The 18906-nt window shown below is 40.9% G+C and carries 16 protein-coding genes; 2 read left to right on the top strand and 14 right to left on the bottom strand.

Annotated elements, in window-relative coordinates; genetic code table 11:
- From prmA to gpr, 10 genes are all read right to left on the bottom strand, one after another.
- A complete protein-coding gene (gene prmA / locus BM195_RS00530) occupies positions 1 to 957 on the bottom strand; it encodes a 50S ribosomal protein L11 methyltransferase (protein ID WP_090232079.1) in 957 nt (318 codons plus the stop codon).
- A gap of 138 nt (positions 958 to 1095) precedes the next feature.
- Positions 1096 to 2214: a molecular chaperone DnaJ gene (dnaJ, locus tag BM195_RS00525; RefSeq protein ID WP_090232076.1), complete on the bottom strand. Its 1119-nt coding sequence runs from the start codon at positions 2212 to 2214 to the stop codon at positions 1096 to 1098.
- Between the two features lie 214 nt (positions 2215 to 2428).
- Positions 2429 to 4267: a molecular chaperone DnaK gene (gene dnaK, locus BM195_RS00520; protein ID WP_090232073.1), complete on the bottom strand. Its 1839-nt coding sequence runs from the start codon at positions 4265 to 4267 to the stop codon at positions 2429 to 2431.
- 30 nt (positions 4268 to 4297) lie between these two features.
- The gene (gene grpE / locus BM195_RS00515; protein ID WP_090232071.1) at positions 4298 to 4882 is read right to left on the bottom strand and encodes a nucleotide exchange factor GrpE; all 585 of its coding nucleotides are present in this window, start codon (positions 4880 to 4882) and stop codon (positions 4298 to 4300) included.
- Between the two features lie 194 nt (positions 4883 to 5076).
- A complete protein-coding gene (gene hrcA, locus BM195_RS00510; protein ID WP_090232069.1) occupies positions 5077 to 6108 on the bottom strand; it encodes a heat-inducible transcriptional repressor HrcA in 1032 nt (343 codons plus the stop codon).
- 76 nt (positions 6109 to 6184) lie between these two features.
- Positions 6185 to 7345: a radical SAM family heme chaperone HemW gene (gene hemW / locus BM195_RS00505; RefSeq protein WP_090232067.1), complete on the bottom strand. Its 1161-nt coding sequence runs from the start codon at positions 7343 to 7345 to the stop codon at positions 6185 to 6187.
- Between the two features lie 75 nt (positions 7346 to 7420).
- The gene (gene lepA / locus BM195_RS00500; RefSeq protein WP_090232065.1) at positions 7421 to 9229 is read right to left on the bottom strand and encodes a translation elongation factor 4; all 1809 of its coding nucleotides are present in this window, start codon (positions 9227 to 9229) and stop codon (positions 7421 to 7423) included.
- 144 nt (positions 9230 to 9373) lie between these two features.
- A complete protein-coding gene (locus BM195_RS00495; RefSeq protein ID WP_090232062.1) occupies positions 9374 to 9682 on the bottom strand; it encodes a hypothetical protein in 309 nt (102 codons plus the stop codon).
- Positions 9683 to 9693: 11 nt separating this feature from the next.
- Positions 9694 to 10872, bottom strand: coding sequence for a stage II sporulation protein P (gene spoIIP, locus BM195_RS00490; RefSeq protein WP_090232060.1), 1179 nt, complete (start codon positions 10870 to 10872; stop codon positions 9694 to 9696).
- 466 nt (positions 10873 to 11338) lie between these two features.
- On the bottom strand, positions 11339 to 12436 hold the full coding sequence (gene gpr, locus BM195_RS00485; RefSeq protein WP_090232057.1) for a GPR endopeptidase: 1098 nt from the start codon (positions 12434 to 12436) through the stop codon (positions 11339 to 11341).
- A 190-nt stretch (positions 12437 to 12626) separates the two neighbouring features.
- On the opposite strand from gpr, the gene rpsT reads away from it, so the two are divergent.
- The gene (rpsT, locus tag BM195_RS00480; protein WP_090232054.1) at positions 12627 to 12896 is read left to right on the top strand and encodes a 30S ribosomal protein S20; all 270 of its coding nucleotides are present in this window, start codon (positions 12627 to 12629) and stop codon (positions 12894 to 12896) included.
- Between the two features lie 831 nt (positions 12897 to 13727).
- Here rpsT and holA read toward each other — a convergent pair.
- Positions 13728 to 14756 (bottom strand): DNA polymerase III subunit delta, encoded by a 1029-nt coding sequence (holA, locus tag BM195_RS00475; RefSeq protein ID WP_090232051.1) that lies wholly within the window; start codon positions 14754 to 14756, stop codon positions 13728 to 13730.
- A gap of 361 nt (positions 14757 to 15117) precedes the next feature.
- Here holA and BM195_RS00470 point away from each other — a divergent pair, with 361 nt between their 5' ends.
- On the top strand, positions 15118 to 15252 hold the full coding sequence (locus tag BM195_RS00470; protein ID WP_090232048.1) for a YqzM family protein: 135 nt from the start codon (positions 15118 to 15120) through the stop codon (positions 15250 to 15252).
- Between the two features lie 91 nt (positions 15253 to 15343).
- Here BM195_RS00470 and BM195_RS00465 read toward each other — a convergent pair whose 3' ends face one another.
- The 3 genes from BM195_RS00465 to BM195_RS00455 form a co-directional block, all read right to left on the bottom strand.
- Positions 15344 to 17623: a DNA internalization-related competence protein ComEC/Rec2 gene (locus tag BM195_RS00465; RefSeq protein WP_090232045.1), complete on the bottom strand. Its 2280-nt coding sequence runs from the start codon at positions 17621 to 17623 to the stop codon at positions 15344 to 15346.
- Positions 17624 to 17633: 10 nt separating this feature from the next.
- Complete coding sequence (locus BM195_RS00460) at positions 17634 to 18197, bottom strand: ComE operon protein 2 (protein ID WP_090232043.1); 564 nt, start codon at positions 18195 to 18197, stop codon at positions 17634 to 17636.
- A 68-nt stretch (positions 18198 to 18265) separates the two neighbouring features.
- Positions 18266 to 18847, bottom strand: coding sequence for a helix-hairpin-helix domain-containing protein (locus BM195_RS00455; protein ID WP_090232041.1), 582 nt, complete (start codon positions 18845 to 18847; stop codon positions 18266 to 18268).
- Between the last annotated feature and the right edge of the window lie 59 nt (positions 18848 to 18906).

Genomic DNA, 18906 nt, shown 5'->3' with positions numbered 1-18906 from the left:
TCAGGCACCACTTTTCTTTTCAGTCTTTTTGGCGACAATGGATACCCAGTCTTCCATTTCGTTTATGTCGATAATCTTGAACCCTGCTTGCTGCAGTTCATCTGTTACCATTTGCTTTTTCGCCTGTATAATACCGGAAGTGATGAATATCCCATTTGGTTTCAAATTTTCCCAGGCATCAGCAGCAAACCTTACAATGATTTCAGCTAAGATGTTAGAAACAATCATGTCAGCTTGCATATCGACATGATCCAGCAAATTGTTCTGTTTCGCTATGACCTTATCTTCTATGTTGTTTAACCTGGTATTAATTTGCGTACTTTTAACAGCAATATCATCCAAGTCAAAGGCGTAGACCTCTTTTGCACCTAAGCGTCCCGCAGCAATGCTTAGCACACCAGAACCGCACCCAACATCGATAACAACAGCGTTTTGGTTTATGTATTGTTCAATAGCCTGGATACTCAGCATTGTTGTCGGATGTGTCCCGGTACCAAAAGCCATGCCAGGATCGAGCTCAATGATGACTTCATCACTGGATGCATTTTCATATTCTTCCCAGGTTGGGATAATTGTAATCTTTTCGGAGATTTTGACTGGTTTATAGTATTTTTTCCAGGCAGTAGCCCATTCTTCTTCATTTATTTCATTTAAGGTTACCTTGTTCTTACCCAAATCAATATGATACACCCGCAGATTATTGATCGCCTGCTTTATTCCATCAACTGTTTCATCCAGAGAGCTATTCACCGGCAAATATGCCTTAATGTAAACACCTTCCTCAGGATAATCAGCTGGGTTGAGTTCATAGACCTCGCCAAACAAGGATTCTCTATCTTTCTTCAAATCAATCGGATCTTCAATAACAACGCCACTGGCTCCTGTTTCATGCAAAATATTGGATATCGGCTCCACAGCTTCATTTGTTGTATGAATACTTATTTCAGACCAGTTCATATTTACCCACTCGTTTCCTGGAAAATTGAAAATCAAAATACATAGTGGCGATCTAAGAATTGGGATTAAGGAACTTCTGCTTAAATCGCCCACGTCATGTGGGCAACGCAGAAGTCACCATATCCTGTGAAAGTCTCTTTAACTTTTGAACGCGTTTTTAAAACGCTGAAATAATGAACTTTGCTCATCAGTTGCCTCATTACCGCCAATTTCATTGAATTCCCGGAGTAATTCCTTCTGTCGATCGGAAAGTTTGCTTGGTGTCACAACCCTTATTTGGACATGTTGATCCCCATAACCATAACCGCGAACATTTGGGGCACCCTTTCCTTTCAATCGGAAAACTTTTCCAGTTTGGGTACTCGCAGGTATTGTCAGCATAACTTTCCCATGCACTGTTGGCACTTCGACTTCATCTCCAAGAGCGGCCTGGGCAAATGTGATTGGTAATTCACAGTAAATATGATCCCCTTCCCGTTCAAAAAACTCATGGGAACGTACTTGAATGACAACAAATAAATCTCCTGGAGGACCTCCGTTGACACCAGGTTCACCTTTGCCTGCAACCCTGATTTGCTGCCCTTCATCAATACCTTTAGGAATCGAAATATGAATACTTTTGTTCTCTTTCACTTTACCTGAACCGCCACAAGTATTACATTTTTCCGGAATAATGGTACCTGTTCCATGACAATGGTGGCATACGCGACGATTGACAACACGGCCAAATGGTGTATTCTGCTCTGTATTTAATTGACCGGAACCATGACAATGAGAACAAGTTTCTGTTTTTGTACCAGGTTTAGCGCCTGAACCATGACACGTATCACATTCTTCTTCCTTCGGTATATTGATATCTGCTTCTTTCCCAAAAATTGCTTCTTCAAAGTCGAGCGTCATCGTATACTGTAGATCTGCACCCTGTTGTGGTGCGTTCGGATCACGTCTGCGGCCGCCGCCAAAGAACATATCAAAGATGTCACCAAAGCCGCCGAAATCACCAAAGTCCTGTGCACCGCCAAATCCGGCTTGACCTTGTGGACCCGCATGACCAAATTGATCATATTGAGCTCTTTTTTGCTCATCACTTAATACTTCATATGCTTCTTTAGCTTCCTTAAACTTATCAGCTGCATTCTCTTCCTCGCTGACATCCGGATGATATTTTCTTGCAAGCTTACGATAGGCTTTCTTTATTTCATCTTTAGAAGCGCCTTTATCAACACCGAGCACTTCATAATAGTCGCGCTTACTCACTTGTGAATCACTCTCCCGACACTATTGCATACATTTTATCATATCATTATCTGCTTTCTGATAGCAAACAAAGAAAGACTTTGCCCTTTTCTGAGTGAAAAAAGTCAAAGTCAAGAGATTCCTGACTTTGACTTTGGGCCTAAAGGATGCAGGTCCGTTCGACGTTGGCAATTGACATGGTGGACTTGGTCGAACTTCACTTGCCTATATTAAATTATTTTTTATCTTCTTCTTCATCATCTACTTCTTTGTAGTCGGCATCAACGACGTCATCATCGGAACCTTGCTCACCTTGCTGTTCCTGATTGGCTTGCTGCTCCTGTGCCATTTGTTCATACATTTTAACGGAAAGCTGTTGCACTTGTTCCTGCAATGCATCTTTCTTTTCCCTGATTTGATCAAGGTCATCAGATTCAATTGCTTTTTGAAGTTCTTCTTTGGCTTCCTCTGCTTTTTGCTTTTCTTCTTCTGTTACATTATCGCCGAGATCCTTAATCGTTTTATCGGTTGTGAAGACCAGTTGATCGGCTTCATTGCGCAGATCTGCTTCTTCACGGCGCTTTTGATCCTCTTCGGCATTTTCTTCAGCTTCTTTTACCATTTGCTCAACTTCTTCATCTGACAGACCTGATGAAGATTTAATGGTAATGGACTGCTCTTTATTTGTGCCTTTGTCTTTTGCACTTACGTTAACAATACCATTGGCATCAATATCAAATGTAACTTCAATTTGCGGTACGCCACGCGGTGCAGGCGGAATGTCCGTCAATTGGAAACGGCCAAGTGTTTTGTTATCTGCTGCCATTTCACGTTCACCTTGCAGCACATGGATATCGACAGCTGTCTGATTATCTGCTGCCGTTGAAAATACTTGTGAATGGCTTGTCGGGATTGTTGTATTCCGTTCAATCAGTTTTGTTGTGACGCTTCCCATCGTTTCAATACCCAATGATAATGGTGTAACGTCCAGTAACACAACATCTTTGACATCACCCTGCAGAACACCGCCTTGTATAGCTGCACCCAGGGCAACAACTTCATCAGGGTTAACACCTTTCGATGGCTCTTTGCCTGTTTCACGCTTAATGGCATCCTGAACAGCAGGAATACGTGTTGAACCGCCAACCAAAAGCACTTTGTGAATGTCTTTTGCTGACAGATCGGCGTCCTTCAATGCCTTACGCGTTGGCTGCATCGTACGTTCAACCAGATCTGATGACAGTTCATCAAACTTAGCACGTGTCAAGTTCATTTCCAGATGCAACGGACCACTTTCGCCAGCTGTGATAAATGGCAATGAAATTTGTGTTTGAGTTACACCTGAAAGATCTTTTTTAGCTTTTTCGGCCGCATCTTTTAAACGCTGCTTTGCCATTTTGTCCTGTGAAAGGTCAATTCCGTTTTCTTTTTTAAACTCCTGGACCATGTAGTCCATAATCACTTCGTCAAAATCATCGCCACCCAAACGGTTATCACCGGCGGTTGAAACAACTTCAAACGTACCGTCACCAATATCAAGGATGGAAACGTCAAACGTACCGCCGCCCAAGTCGTATACTAGAATGGTCTGATCCTGATCTTCCTTATCAATTCCATAAGCCAGAGATGCAGCTGTTGGTTCATTGATAATACGCTCAACTTCCAGCCCTGCAATTTTACCTGCATCTTTAGTCGCCTGACGTTCAGCATCGTTAAAGTATGCCGGAACTGTAATAACCGCTTTATCGACAGTGTCACCTAAGTAATCTTCAGCATATGATTTAATATGCTGGAGGATAATGGCAGATACTTCCTGTGGTGTATATTCTTTATCATTGATTTTAACTTTGTAGTCTGTGCCCATATGACGTTTGATCGACTGGATCGTATCCGGGTTGGTGATGGCCTGACGTTTTGCCACCTCACCAACTTGACGTTCACCGTTTTTGAAAGCAACAACGGATGGTGTTGTACGATTCCCCTCAGGATTGGGGATGACGACTGATTCCCCACCTTCCATTACTGCGACACATGAATTTGTTGTACCTAAGTCAATTCCGATTATTTTACCCATAATCAAATTCCTCCTTCACTGCTCTTCCATTTACTTATTCACTTTAACCATTGCTGGTCGGATAACACGGTCTTTCAAATAATAGCCTTTTTGCAATTCTTCTGTAACTGTGTCTGCTTCAGCTTCTTCATCTTCTACTTGCATGACAGCATGATGAATGTTTGGATCAAATGGTTTACCAACAGATTCTATTTCCTCAACACCTTGCGATTTCAAAGCTTCCTTGATTTGGTTATAAACCATGGTCACACCTTCAACAAAGCTCTTCGTTTCATCGGTAACCTCTACTTGGAGTGCCCGTTCAAAGTTATCGATAGCAGGCAATAATTCTTTTACAATCTCTTCAGCTTTATATTTTCGATCCGCTTCTTTTTCTTTTTGGGAACGTTTTTTAAAATTATCGAATTCTGCCTGTACGCGCAGTAGTCGCTGATACATATCATCCTTTTCCTGTTTGAGCTGATCCAGTTCCGCCTGAAGAGGATTTTCTTCAATAGAATCTGTTTGCGCTGTATCATCCTGTTCATCTGCATCGATTACTTCCGTGATGACTTCTTCCTGCTCTTCTTGTTTTGCGTCATTTTGATTCGGCTTTTCCTGATTTTCTTTTGTCATCCCTGCCACCTCCTATATGAAATTGCCACGATAGAATATAACATGAAAAGTATTGCATTTAAACAATTTTACATTAGAAAACTTGGCTTATCACCAAGCCTTAAAGCGAGAACCCTAGTTGACTTATGCAGATAGAGGATTGTACACGTTCTTATCTGCCAAAGAAATGATGGGACAGCTTCCAAAATGCCATCTTACTCATTATGCTGATACCATTTATACAATACATCTGACATTTCGGACGATAAGGTATTCAGCAATGCAATCACCCGTTTGTATTCCATTCTGGTTGGCCCAATCAATGCAATCGTCCCCATTTGCTCCTCATTCATCTCATAAGTGGCCGTTATGAGACTGCAATCCTTTATCGCATCAACTTTATTCTCATGTCCAATTGTCACCTTAATGCCGTCAGTGGCACCTTTTAATAAAGTGGCAATTTCATCCTCTTCTTCAATCATCGAATAAAACGACCGGACTTTGTCAATGTCATTGAATTCAGGCTGCATCAGCAGATTTGTTTTTCCTCCGAAGTATAACTTCACCGGATTTTCGCTGAAAAAGGCAGCTTTCAGATAATCATATGATGTTTCAAAATCTGTCATATATTTATCCATCAGATTAACAATTTCAGTATTGAGTTTTTCATACAGCTTAAAAATCGGCACACCATACAATCGATCATTTAAAATATTAACCATTTTTTCCAAATCCGATGCATGAATCGCTTCAGGAACAGAAAAAGAGCGATGTTCCACATGACCGGTATTGGTCACTAGTATTGCTACGGCTGTATGCGGCGTTAACGAAACGATTTGCAGCTGCTTTAGTTTCGTCTCAAACACTTCCGGTCCTAGAATAATGGATGTATAGTTCGTGATTTCAGACAAAATTTCGGCAGAACTTTGGACGATTTGTTCAAATTCAAATAATCCGTCCTGCATAATGTTATGGATGATACGGGTATTACTTTCTGTATCCTGAGGTGAAACCAGATGATCGACATAATATCGGTATCCTCGCTCTGATGGTATTCTGCCGGAAGATGAGTGTGTTTTTTCCAGGAAACCCATATCTTCCAGATCTGCCATTTCATTCCTTATGGTAGCTGAACTGTACTGAATGCTATCTTTTTTGGCAATTGACCGTGAGCCCACCGGCTGTGCCGACTCGATGAAATCATCAATGATGACTTGCAGGATCAGCAATTGTCTTTTTGTTAGCATGATGTTCACCTCTGTTAGCACTCTGTTCCTTCGAGTGCTAATGCTAATCATAAATTATCAAATCATGATTTTTTTGTCAACGAACAAGCTCCAGATCATCTTCCTCCAATAAAAATTGTTCGAACACTTCATTTCCAAACAGCACTCCCTGATCAGTTAAATGCAGATTTTTACCATCTTCCTTGAGCCAGCCTTTATTGATCAGAAAGGATACGGAATCCTTATACAAGTCCTCGTATCGGAATCCGAATTTTTCAAGGAAATGATCTGTATGAATGCCTTCCATTTTCCGTAAACCAAGAAACATTTCTTCCTCAATCATTTCGCGCATACCGATTTCTTCCGTATTCAAAATCGGATTGCCGTCTTCCACCGCCTTTTTGACATAAGCCGGCAATGGCCGGATGTTGCCTGTCCGCCTTCCTGGTAAATACCCGTGCGCTCCTGCACCAAAACCATAATAGTGCTCATTTTTCCAATATACCAGATTATGCTGGCTTTCAAATCCTGGCTTGGCAAAATTGCTAATTTCATATTGCTGCAAACCATTCATTCGCATGGTATCTACTAATGTTTCATACATTTGGACTTCTTCTTCTTGTGGAGGACGGTGCAATTTGCCTTTTTTGTGACGCTGATAAAAAACCGTTTTCGGTTCAATCTGCAGCGCGTATGTTGAATAATGCGGCAGATTAAAAGACACGGCCTCATTCAATGATTGCCTGAAATGCTCTACTGTCTGGTTGGGCAGCGCATAAATGAGATCAAGACTTATATTGTAAAATCTTTGTTGTTGCAACAGATCGATTGTCCGGTACACATCTTTTACTTTATGCAGCCGCCCCAATTCTTCAAGCATTATGTTATCAAAAACTTGTACGCCTAACGAAATACGGTTCACACCAAAACTTTTGAGCAATTTTATTTTTTCTTCGTCAAAGTCACCCGGATTTGCTTCAATGGTAAATTCGGAGCAGGCCGCTATATCAAATTTAGCATCAATCAATTGCATTAACGAACGTAACTGTTCAAGATTCAGAGCTGTCGGTGTCCCGCCGCCAATGAAAATGGTATTTACTTTATTGCTGTTACCATGGATGTTTGTGTTTATTTCATTCGATAGTGCTTCAATGTATTCTGTTGCTAATTTTTCATTATAAAAAAACTTTGTGAAATCACAGTAATGACAAATTTGCTGACAAAATGGTATATGGATATAAACGGATTGTGCTTTCATTTTGATCTCCCTTGTACGAAGAAAAGGGATACTTACACCGCCAGCGTAAATTTCCCCTGTCCTTCAAAAAATTAATTAATCATCATTCATTTCCAGTACAGCCATAAACGCCTCTTGTGGAACCTCAACCGACCCAACCATCTTCATGCGTTTTTTACCTTCTTTTTGTTTCTCCAACAGTTTTCGTTTTCGTGAAATATCGCCGCCATAACATTTGGAAAGTACATTTTTCTTCATTGCCTTGATCGTGGATCTTGCAATGATTTTGTTTCCAATAGCTGCCTGTACAGGTACTTCAAATTGCTGTCTAGGAATAAGGTCTTTTAACTTATCCACAATATGTTTTCCCCTTTCATAGGCGAAATCCCGGTGTACAATAAACGACAATGCATCAATGGTATCCCCGTTTAACAAGATATCCATTTTAACAAGATTGGAAGGGCGATAGCCGATTAAATCATAATCAAACGAGGCGTATCCTTTTGTTTGTGATTTCAATTGATCAAAGAAATCATAGACAATTTCGGATAATGGAATATGATACACAACATTGACACGTATTTCGTCAAGATATTCCATATCAACAAACTGACCGCGCTTCTTCTGGGCAATTTCCATCACTGCTCCGACATAATCATTCGGCACCATAATGGTCGCTTTAACAAATGGCTCCCGTACTTCCTGGACGAGTTGGGAATCAGGCATGATCGAAGGATTGTCCACTTCAATCGTGTCACCGTCCGTTTTCTCCACTTCATAGATAACCGATGGAGCCGTCGTGATTAAATTGATATTGAATTCCCGTTCGATTCGTTCCTGGATAATCTCCATATGTAATAACCCGAGAAATCCGCAGCGGAAGCCAAAACCTAATGCTTGTGAGCTCTCGGCTTCATATTGCAGCGATGAATCATTAAGCTCCAGCCGTTCCAGTGCTTCACGCAAATCATTATATTGATTGGAATCTACCGGGAACAAGCCGCAAAACACCATCGGATTCAGCCGTTTATAACCGGGTAGTGGTGATTCTGCCGGGTTTTTTGAAAGTGTAATCGTATCACCGACTCTCGTATCACCGACATTTTTAATGGATGCAGTCAGAAATCCCACATCACCGACAGTCAATTCGTCTTTTGGAACCGGATTCGGTCTAAAAACACCAATCTCATTAACGTCAAATTCTTTTCCGTTTGCCATTAATCTGATTTTATCCCCGACCTTTACAGAACCTTCTTTCATGCAAATATAAGCAATCACACCACGATAAGGATCATACAATGAATCAAAGATAAGTGCTTTCAGCGGACTTTCGGGTTCGCCGGATGGCGCAGGAATATCTGATACAACTCGTTCCAGAATTTCATCGACACCGATATCATCTTTTGCAGAAGCTAAAATAACCTCATCCTTATCAATACCAATGACATCCTCCAGTTCCTGTGCCACACGGTCAGGGTCAGCATTCGGCAAGTCGATTTTGTTAATCACAGGAATGATTTCAAGATCATTGTCCAGTGCAAGATAGACATTGGCAAGCGTCTGTGCTTCAATGCCCTGGGCAGCATCCACAACTAAAACAGCACCCTCACATGCCGCAAGACTTCTGGATACTTCATATGTAAAGTCGACATGTCCGGGTGTATCTATTAGGTGAAATAAATAATCTTCCTCGTTTGCACTTTTATAATTCAGCTGTACCGCATTTAATTTTATGGTGATTCCCCGTTCACGCTCCAAATCCATTGCATCTAGAAATTGCTCTTTCATTTCCCGCTGGGTCAATGCTTTTGTTTTTTCGAGAATACGGTCTGCGAGGGTAGATTTCCCATGATCGATATGCGCAATGATTGAAAAATTACGTACGTTTGCTTGTTTTATATTCATAAGTGCAGTCCACTCCCATTTGTCTCTTACCGCATCTTTACGGATAAAATGTTTACAACATTCGATGACTAGGGTTGATTATAGCAATTGCACTGCATACATTCAAGCAATGAAAGAAAGCTGCAGCACAGGAATGAACAACCATTAGAAAAATACTTGAATAAGTTGATACGTAACACTAACAATCAGCTCATAAAAACCTTTCACACCTGATTCCAAAAACGATGCTGCCTTATGTGTAAAATGCTCAGGTGATTCAGGGACCGCCAGTTGCTTATCAGTTGATTCCTGATCCTTGATCAGCACCTGTTTTTCACTCGCTTCTCCAGTCTCTTCAATCACTTCTTCCACATCCGAATAGGCCTCATTTTCCTGATTACTGCGATCCATGCCTATGATTAAACCCGTTAAAAAAAATAGTGCCAATGATAGTAGTATGATAACGGTGCGCATATTTTTCCCTCCTATTGATTGGTATTTACCTTCTCAGCATCCCAGTAATAGTCACTGAATATTTCTGCAACAGCGTCCGCACTCCGGTATAATTCATCCAGGTTATTTCCCACTCCGCCAAATTCGATCAGCATTGCATTCGGTGATAAATCCTGATTGTAGACCCCATTGCTTCCTGATCCTTTTTTCGTAATGACACCTCTGCTAAGACCCGGGTATTCCTCCTCGATTAGATTGTGTAGTTGATTGGCAATTTCCAGGTTTTGATCATACCCTTCATATTTCGCTCCAACTACAAACATAACTCTGGCATATTTTTTCCCATCAATCTCTTTAGTTGTTTCATTTTTGGGGCTGGCATCGCGATGCAAATCAAATGAATACTGAAACTCCTCATTGTCAGCGAATGCCTCCTGTACAACCTCTCTGGAAGCCGTGTAGGACTGATTATATTCCAGGTTTTGATTGTTTAAAGTACTCATGATATCTGTTTGATCAACTTCTGTGCCGATTCCATTTGATTCAAGTGCTTTTGCAAACCTGTCACTGACTTTACCAATATTCACCTCTCCATGCTGTGCCTTATCAGGGTCATCAACATCGGGTAAATGAGGTAAAAAAGACTCCCGGTTATGGGTGTTATAAATAAAAACAACATCACGACCGCCTGTACTTGGCTTATTTTCGTCCTGTTGTTCATCCGGTTCTTCCTCTTTGTCCTCCTGATCAACAACTGCTTCTCTTTCCTCTAAAATATCTTCAAGCGGAGGGGATGATTCAACGGGCAAATTGGTATAATCGGTTCCTTCGCCAGCTATGATGATATCATTCTGGAACGTTAAAAACCCCGGAAGCTCCTGACCCAACAGACTCCTTGTGTCACTCGGTCTGATGTTAGTCGCCATTTCAAACAATATACTTGAAATATCAGGCAATTCCCGATCGTCGGGATAAGCTCTCTGGAATGCCTTGTTTTCCATTCCCATTAAATATAGAAAGAACGAACTGTCCAAATCACTTGTCCAATTTGTAATGGTATTGGACGAAAATCGATAAGCCGGGGATACCGTCGTTAAGAAACCTGTTGATATGAATAAAACAGCTATACAGATTATATAGATGCCACTTTTTTTATAGAAATGACTGAACAGCTTTTTATTTTTTCCATTATATTTACCTTGAAGATACATGGTTCCACTCCTCTGAAGAATTTCCTGATAGTAAAATCTATGAAATAGCATCAGAAGCTAGAACCAATTCTTTTAAATTCACAACCACTTAATAGAGTTTATAAAGTGAAACTTCCATCAGTGGAAACTTCACACAGGTCGTGTTAAATGCAGACATTAGCGACTGTCGTCCCACTCTTAGTCCGGGTTTATCATCCACTGATGGTTAGTTGAACTTATCGGATCTTTACAGGCAGTTGGCCTCCACGCTTTTTATACTTCTTCTGTAACTTTGATACGGGGAGCTTACTGCCTGTTAAGGCGGGATAAAGTGAAACTTCCATCAGTGGAAACTTCACACAGATCGTGTTAAATGCAGACATTAGCGACTGTAGTCCCACTTTTAATCTGTGTTTATCATCCACTGATGGTTAGTTGAACTTATCGAAGTGTCAGTGTCCGTTAACTCCCGGATAAACGTGATGTACTATCTTGTATATGATGCAAAATTTTCTACCGTCACCTTATCGTGCAATGCAGTATTCAATCCTGTTGCAATTACTGTCGCCATATCTTTCATGAAACCATCCACTTCTTTTGGCGTTACCATTAAATTATGACCTATTGGTGTTAAGACTTCCTGAATTAATGATTTCTTTTCCGCTTCCGACAAATTGCCTACAATTCCCAGAAAGGTTTTGCGTTTTTCTTCATCCGGCAAGTCTTCTTCCTTCAATTCCTTATGGCCAAACGATAACCCTGCAGGTGCTAATGACTTTGAAGGTTTATCTTTATCCCGCCACTCCCTGCCAAAATGCTTCAGCATAAAATCAATCGTATCGCTTGTAATCGTAACAGCGTCCACAACTGTCGGACATCCAACGGCAAGCACCGGTACGCCGATTGTATCCTCGCTTAATTCTTTCCGTTTATTGCCCACACCGGAACCCGGGTGTATACCCGTATCTGAAATTTGTATCGTTTCATTGACGCGTTCAATTGATCTGGATGCTAGGGCATCAACAGCAATAACAAAGTCCGGGTTAAATTTCTCTACAATCCCAAAAATAATATTGCTCGTTTCCATGCCGGTGACACCCATTACCCCCGGTGTAACCGCGGCCACTGGGCGATAGCCCTCAGATACAGATTCATGCTCCATCTGGAATAAATGACTCGTTACAAGTACTTTCTCAACGGACATTGGGCCAAGTGCATCCGGTGTAACATTCCAATTGCCAAGGCCAACAATCAATCCTGTGCCATCTTCCGGCACCTCATTTTTCTCCAGCAATTGTTCCAGTTCCTTTCCAAAAACTTTAGCCGCAGCTTCTTGTTTTTTCGTATCCTGCTTTTTGACCCCATCGGCATAAATCGTAATATAGGATCCCTGTTTTTTCCCGATTCGCTGTTCACCCTCAGCGTTTATATCAACATATGTTATGGCTATATCATCCTCTTGCTTTTCCTTGATGGTTACGCCGTTTACGTCTTGTTTTGGCGCTTCCTCTTTTTCCACATACATATCCTTGGCTTCAACTGCAAGGTCTGTCCTGACTTCATATTGTTTTTCTTTGTCTGCCATTACGAATCCTCTCTTTTACACATTTTTATCATATACTTCTATGTTTCACTATTTTCATCCAAATCATACAAGGCTGAGGGAAAGCTGTTGAAAAGGATGTAAACGTCTGGTAAAATAACTTTTGCTACATTTGAAGAAATCTTTTTTAATGCTTCAAATTATTCATATTGCGTTCCAGGAGGTGACATCATTGGCAAATATCAAATCAGCGATTAAACGGGTGGACGTCAACAGAAAAAAACGGGCCCAAAATATCAACTATAAATCCGATATGCGTACCCATATCAAGCGTCTGGAGAAACTGATCGAGCAAAAAGATGCAAAAGGGGCTAAAGCTGCTCTCTCCACAACCTTCAAAAAAATTGACAAGGCTGTTCAGAATGGCGGCATCCATAAAAATAACGGCAACCGCCAAAAATCACGTTTAACCAAGAAGGTAAACGAACTATTGAGTGCATAATAAAGAGGCAGGAACAAAAGTATATTAGCCAAAGGTAAATCCGAACGATAATTCCATTATGATTGGAATAGTTCGGATTTATCTTTTGAGGTATGTTTGAAAATTTGTTGCGAATGATCGACAAACGGAGAAGTCACTTAGTCTTAGATTTGCTTGCTTCCATGCTTTTGTTGGTGAGTGCATGTGGGTCGCTGCGGAAAAATACGCCCTTTCCGGGGCACAGCCTCAACTAACTTTGGCAAGTAAACAACTTGGCAAAGTGGATCTTCGACTTGCGCTGTTCCCCCAGGCGTGTCGCAATTTTCCGCAGTTTAGAATCGTGTTCTCATCAGGTGACAGCAAGGTTAATGAATATCGTTCTATAAGTTCTTTTCTTCCAACAATCAGCACCCCAACATGAGCGGAGGCAGCATACGGAGACCCCTATGGGAACAGCACGAGCAGAAGACCCCGCAGGAAAGAGGTCTTTGCTTTCCGAGGCAGGCTGAGGCCATGCCCATGGAAAGCGCAGTATGCTGCCGGAGCGAATGATCGTACGCAACTAACATCAGAATGGAAGGAAGGCTGACACCACGACAAATTATCACGCGTTCGCAGTCGATATCAACGATGACTAAGGATGTGACTGTTGAAAAAGTAAAATGCTGCAATCCTGCCCTGTAATCGTTCGTCTTTAACATGGAAAGTTTTCATTGTGTCCCAGCCTTTTTTATCCCGCATGTAACTATCAGTAAGCCCCCACTCAAAGGCGCAGCGGGGGCTTACTGATAGTAAATGTTCGATTCTGTTCAACTAACATTCAGCGGGGAAGACGGCCCGCTGAATGAAGTTTCACTTACCATAATATCGTGTCAATTCGTGCAGTAAAAGCTCAAAAGCGAGTTCTTTTTCCATCCTGCCCTGCTTTATGGCTGTATCGGTTTGTGTTAATTGGTCGATGATGCCTTGCAGTCTGGCGATCGTGAATTTTTTTTCCCTTTTACTTGCCATTTTAATCACATAAGGATGTGCTCCAATTTGTTTTTGCATCTGAAATTGGCTATACCCTTTCTGACTTAATAGTTTCACACGTAAAATTGTGCGAAACTGAAACGCAAGCAATGCTGTGAGCCCGATTGGATCTTCCTTCATTTTTTCCAAATCTTTATAAATGGACATAGCTTTATGCAGGTTGCGATCAATCACAGCATCCACAAGCCGTAATGATGAATTCGTTTCTGTATGGGATACCAGATTTTCTGCAATTTCTTTCGTTACAACACCATTTTCTCCGGCATAAGCGGCGAGCTTTGCCAGTTCATTCCTTACCTGATGCAGATTTGTCGATAATTCCGTTTCAAGCATTTCATAGACATCATCGTCAATCGTTATCTTCAAGCTGCCGGCCAGATTGGCAATCCAATTTTTCAGCTCATAGTCCTTAATTGGGTTACATTCTGCGGAAACGCTGTGCTGTTTCAGCATTTTACTTATTTTTTTACGCTCATCAAGTTTATCATAATATGCAGTAAATACGATGACAGAATAATCGACAGGCTGCTTCAGATAATCAGTCAGCATTTCCAGATTATGCTCGAACGGCAGTTTTTCCGGTTTTGTCTTTAAAAATGAGGGGTTATCGGCAATAATCAGTTTGGTACCGCCAAAAAAAGGATATGTCTCGGCATCGGTGATCACTTCCTGAATGGGTGTTTCCTCTAAATCGTATACAGACAAATTTTCATCGGTTTCACCCGCCAATACTGATTTAGTGATATGTTTTGTTATATTTTGTATAAAATAAGATTCCGTTCCATATAATAAATATACTGGTGCAATCTGCTTTTGTTTGACTTGTTGCAATACGTCCATATATGTCATCCGATTCACTCCAATGGGTACGATATAATCAATCGTAAAACGTAATCATTGGAATGGCAAGCAATTTAATATGTAATAAATTCCCGCCAACGGGGAGAGGAATGGCGGGAAAAGTATTGTTTTTAGGAACAGAGGGAAATGGGTTGATTCATTTCCCCCATGATCTATATAAACGTTTAAAACTCAGCCCTAGGAACTAAATTTTAAACGATGTTTGTAGTTATAGCGTAACCTTTATAGCCAAAAGTATAGATGTTAACTCTTTCTAATAACGGTGGTAATTGACTCTAATTTTTTTGAGTCAAAAGTGGATTTTTTTATGTATTTATTTTATACTTGGGACTATATAGGAGGGGTAAAAGTGAACGAATTTGAAAAGGACGTACAGTCAAAAAATAATGATGTTGTCGATTCCATTAAAGGATTTGCATTTTCCTTTATTTTCTTTGTTCTGATTTTTGCCATTGGCGCTGCCATTAATGTTGTTGGGTCCTAATCGGATGATCACTTCATGCTTATAAAGCCGGTTTTCTGACGTTTAAAAAGAGACTGTCTCGGTTCAGTCTCTTTTCGTATGTCAATACAGCCTATGGGAGATATGTGAAAAATGTTCCTTCCGATCTCTTAAAATAATACTGAATCGCCCCGCTTTCATCTGTTCTGAGAATATGAACATTTGCCTCTTTGAGTGATTGAATCACGTCCTTGTGCGGATGCCCATACATATTGTTTTCGCTTGCGGAAATAAGGCCATATACAGGCTGCAGATGCTCTAAAAACATTGGTTCGGTCGACGTATTGCTGCCATGATGTGCAACTTTCAATACATCTGCTCCCAATTCCGGATAAGTGTTTGTCAGCGCTCTTTCCGTGTCACTGCCAATATCACCGGTAAAAAGCCATGTTTTCCCTCCAATTGCTGTATATAGGACGAGCGAATTTTCATTGGCGGATTGCTTATCCCTGGCCGGTGACAAAACGTGAAACACCTGATTGCCGACTGTAATGGTCTCTCCTTGAGCTGTCCGAACAATATTTATTCCATTATTTGTCAATACATCAGAAATTTTTGCGGAAAATGTGTAGTACTCACTTACAATAACATTCTCAATGGACATATCTTCAGCCAGATACTGCAAACTGCCCATATGATCGGTATCTTCATGTGAAATGAACACAGCGTCAATATGTGAAATCCCCCTGGAATATAAATAAGGTTTGATCTTTTGTTTATATACATTTTCTGAGGGCTCATAATCATCATCAAACGTCATTTCCGCTCCTGCATCAATGAACAGAACACCTTTTCGATAAGGCAGTTCTATTACCATTGCATCACCCTGCCCAATATCAAGCATGGTTACATTGCCAACCGGTGAAATGTACGGCTTGATGACAATAATCGTGATCAATGCTGTCAGGCAACAACCAAACTTAAAAGCCTGTTTCAGCTGTTTATACTCCAGCTTTTTCATAAATGTTAAAAACAGAGCATAATATGCGATGACGGCAGCTAACGGAATTGAGCCTACCACCCAGGGTATGTATAACGTCTGATTAATAAATTCGATGGAAGATATAAACAGTTCATGTATATTGACAAATAAACGGTCGGCATATGAAATCAGTGAACCAGCTATTGGAGCCAGCAGTAATATGAAAAACATGAACGGTATGACGAACAGGGTAAAGTATGGAACTACTAACAGATTTAAAAGGATAGAGAGCGGCTGAAACGTGAAAAAATATTCTACTTGGAGTGGTAAGATCATCATTTGGGAAACAAAACTAATGTTCAGCACGGAGAAAAAAGAAACATTGGTTTGAGTCAGCCAGTTTTTGGACAGGAGCAGCCCCAGTGTTACACAGAATGACAATTGAAAGCCAATGTTGTATAGCATATATGGATCAGCTACGATCAGCAGCATAAAAACGATACTAAGTACGTCCGTAACACTGAACTTCCAATTCATTTTACCCGCAAGCAAAAACAATACAACCATTGTGCTTGCACGTAATACAGATGGTTCACCGCCTGCGATCAGCGCGTAACATGGCAGAAAGAAAATTACAGCCCATTGTGCTTTTTCTTTAGTCAGAACATTCAGTTTAACGAAGAAAAAATAGAACAATCCGACAACTAAACCGACATGCAATCCGGAAATGGCCAATAGATGTGACAGATTCCACCGCTGAAATAATTCGATTGTTTCTTCATCAATTTGTGTGTCATCACCAAGGACAAGCGCATTTAACCAGACCGCTGTTCCAGGGCTGATCTCTTCCTGAACGAATTGCACCAGATCAGCACGAAGCTGATAAATGGTATGCATGAATGACGAACCGGTACACGCAAGATCATCCAGTGAATCGAGCACAATCTGATAAGAGATGCCTTGTGACAACAAATAATTCTGATAATCAAACTGCCCGGGATTTCTGCTTGAATCCGGTAACTCCGGCTTTCCATCAATTGTGCATGCTGCACCATATTTCAAATCATGTTCCGTTTCCTGATCTTTTTTGAAATAAACAATAAGAAACCTGTTATCGGATGATTCATCTGTGAATTCAAAAACGATCCTCGACTCCGATTCTGTTATGGGGCTGGCAATTTGACCTGTAAACGCTGATTCGTTTGCTGTGAAAGTTTCATCTTCCGGAGGTTTTTCTAATTCGGGGATATAAGTGTAGGCAAATATGGAGAAGGTTAAGGAAATGAGCACGGTTATTTTCCCTAACCTTTGATCATAATACAAAAATATGAGCCAGAAGAAAAATACAGCCATAAACCATTTGTAATCAAATACGAGCGCTAAAAAACCTATGACAGCACCTAATGCCGGTATATGCCAATATCCTTTCATCTAGCACACCTTATAACTTAAACAATAATTCGGCCTCAGCTTTTAAGGCTTCGTATTTTTCTTTGTCGCTCGTTTGTGTCTTGAGTTCATCCAGCAGCTGACGGATATATGCTTCTTTTTCCCGGTAAAAGGTATCAACAGCTAGGTCGGTCAAAGCCACTTTTTTCGTTTCAATACCGGCATCCGCAAACAGCTCAACAGCATATGGATGATTGTTATAGTCCTCCGCATAGTAAAGTGTTTTAATGCCAGCTTGGATAACTTGCTTACAGCATTGCAGGCACGGGAAATGCGTGACATAAATTTCGGCACCTTCAGTCGGAACACCAAATTTAGCACATTGCAACAGTGCATTAGCCTCTGCATGAATGGTACGGACACAATGCCCGTCAATCACATAGCAGCCTTCATCGATACAGTGAACGCCTCCGGAAACACTGCCGTTATAACCGCCGGCAATGATTCGTTTATCCCGCACAATTGTCGCTCCCACCATTAGTCTCGTACAAGTGCTGCGCAGTGCCAGTAAATGGCTTTGTGCCATAAAATATTGGTTCCATGAGATTCTTTGCATGATCCTTTAACCACCTTTAATCTATCTCATTTTAGTTTACATTCGGTTTTTTTAATCCGTCAATACCATTAAGGAACTTGTATATCATCCTGTAATGATTCAAGCGTCTTTTCACCAACCCCCGACACATTCAGTAAATCATCTTCCGTTTCAAAAAAACCATTTTCATCACGGTATTGAATGATTGCGGCTGCTTTAGACGGTCCAATTCCATTCAGTTGTTCAATTTCTTCCTGTGTTGCACTGTTAATCCGTATTTTAACATGACCATTACTTTCCGATGCAGACATGGACTCCTGTTCACCGGTTTTCGGGATTATAATAATCATTTCATCCTGTACTTTTTGAGCAAGATTTACCATTGTCTCGTCTGCATCGTTTGTGAATCCGCCAGCCATTTGAATCACATCATTGACACGGGAATCAGTTTCAATTTCATATACACCCGGATTTGCGATTTCCCCTTTTACATCCACCATCACGTGTGCAGGAGACGGCTGTTCTTCATTCGATGAAACGGGGGAAGCTTCCGGAACCTCGGCTGACTCAGGGACGGCTTCATCCACATCAACTCGATTCAGGAATAAAAAAGCGCCTATCAGGACAGCAATTACAATTGGAAAAACATACTTTTTGAACGGTTCAAACAATTTGGGGTCACATCCTTTTGAGGGAATCAGAGGTTTCAAGAAGTTGTGTAACAGAATCG

The organism is Lentibacillus halodurans, assembly GCF_900112045.1.
Classification (GTDB): domain Bacteria; phylum Bacillota; class Bacilli; order Bacillales; family Amphibacillaceae; genus Lentibacillus; species Lentibacillus halodurans.
Note: the sequence above shows the minus strand (reverse complement) of the source record. Positions and strands in the feature narration are given on the sequence as shown.

Coding starts and splice junctions, on each gene's coding strand:
- prmA (WP_090232079.1), bottom strand. CDS start 957: ATGAACTGGTCTGAAATAAGTATTCATACAACAAATGAAGCTGTGGAG.
- dnaK (WP_090232073.1), bottom strand. CDS start 4,267: ATGGGTAAAATAATCGGAATTGACTTAGGTACAACAAATTCATGTGTC.
- grpE (WP_090232071.1), bottom strand. CDS start 4,882: ATGACAAAAGAAAATCAGGAAAAGCCGAATCAAAATGACGCAAAACAA.
- hrcA (WP_090232069.1), bottom strand. CDS start 6,108: ATGCTAACAAAAAGACAATTGCTGATCCTGCAAGTCATCATTGATGAT.
- hemW (WP_090232067.1), bottom strand. CDS start 7,345: ATGAAAGCACAATCCGTTTATATCCATATACCATTTTGTCAGCAAATT.
- lepA (WP_090232065.1), bottom strand. CDS start 9,229: ATGAATATAAAACAAGCAAACGTACGTAATTTTTCAATCATTGCGCAT.
- BM195_RS00495 (WP_090232062.1), bottom strand. CDS start 9,682: ATGCGCACCGTTATCATACTACTATCATTGGCACTATTTTTTTTAACG.
- spoIIP (WP_090232060.1), bottom strand. CDS start 10,872: ATGTATCTTCAAGGTAAATATAATGGAAAAAATAAAAAGCTGTTCAGT.
- gpr (WP_090232057.1), bottom strand. CDS start 12,436: ATGGCAGACAAAGAAAAACAATATGAAGTCAGGACAGACCTTGCAGTT.
- holA (WP_090232051.1), bottom strand. CDS start 14,756: ATGACATATATGGACGTATTGCAACAAGTCAAACAAAAGCAGATTGCA.
- BM195_RS00465 (WP_090232045.1), bottom strand. CDS start 17,623: ATGAAAGGATATTGGCATATACCGGCATTAGGTGCTGTCATAGGTTTT.
- BM195_RS00460 (WP_090232043.1), bottom strand. CDS start 18,197: ATGCAAAGAATCTCATGGAACCAATATTTTATGGCACAAAGCCATTTA.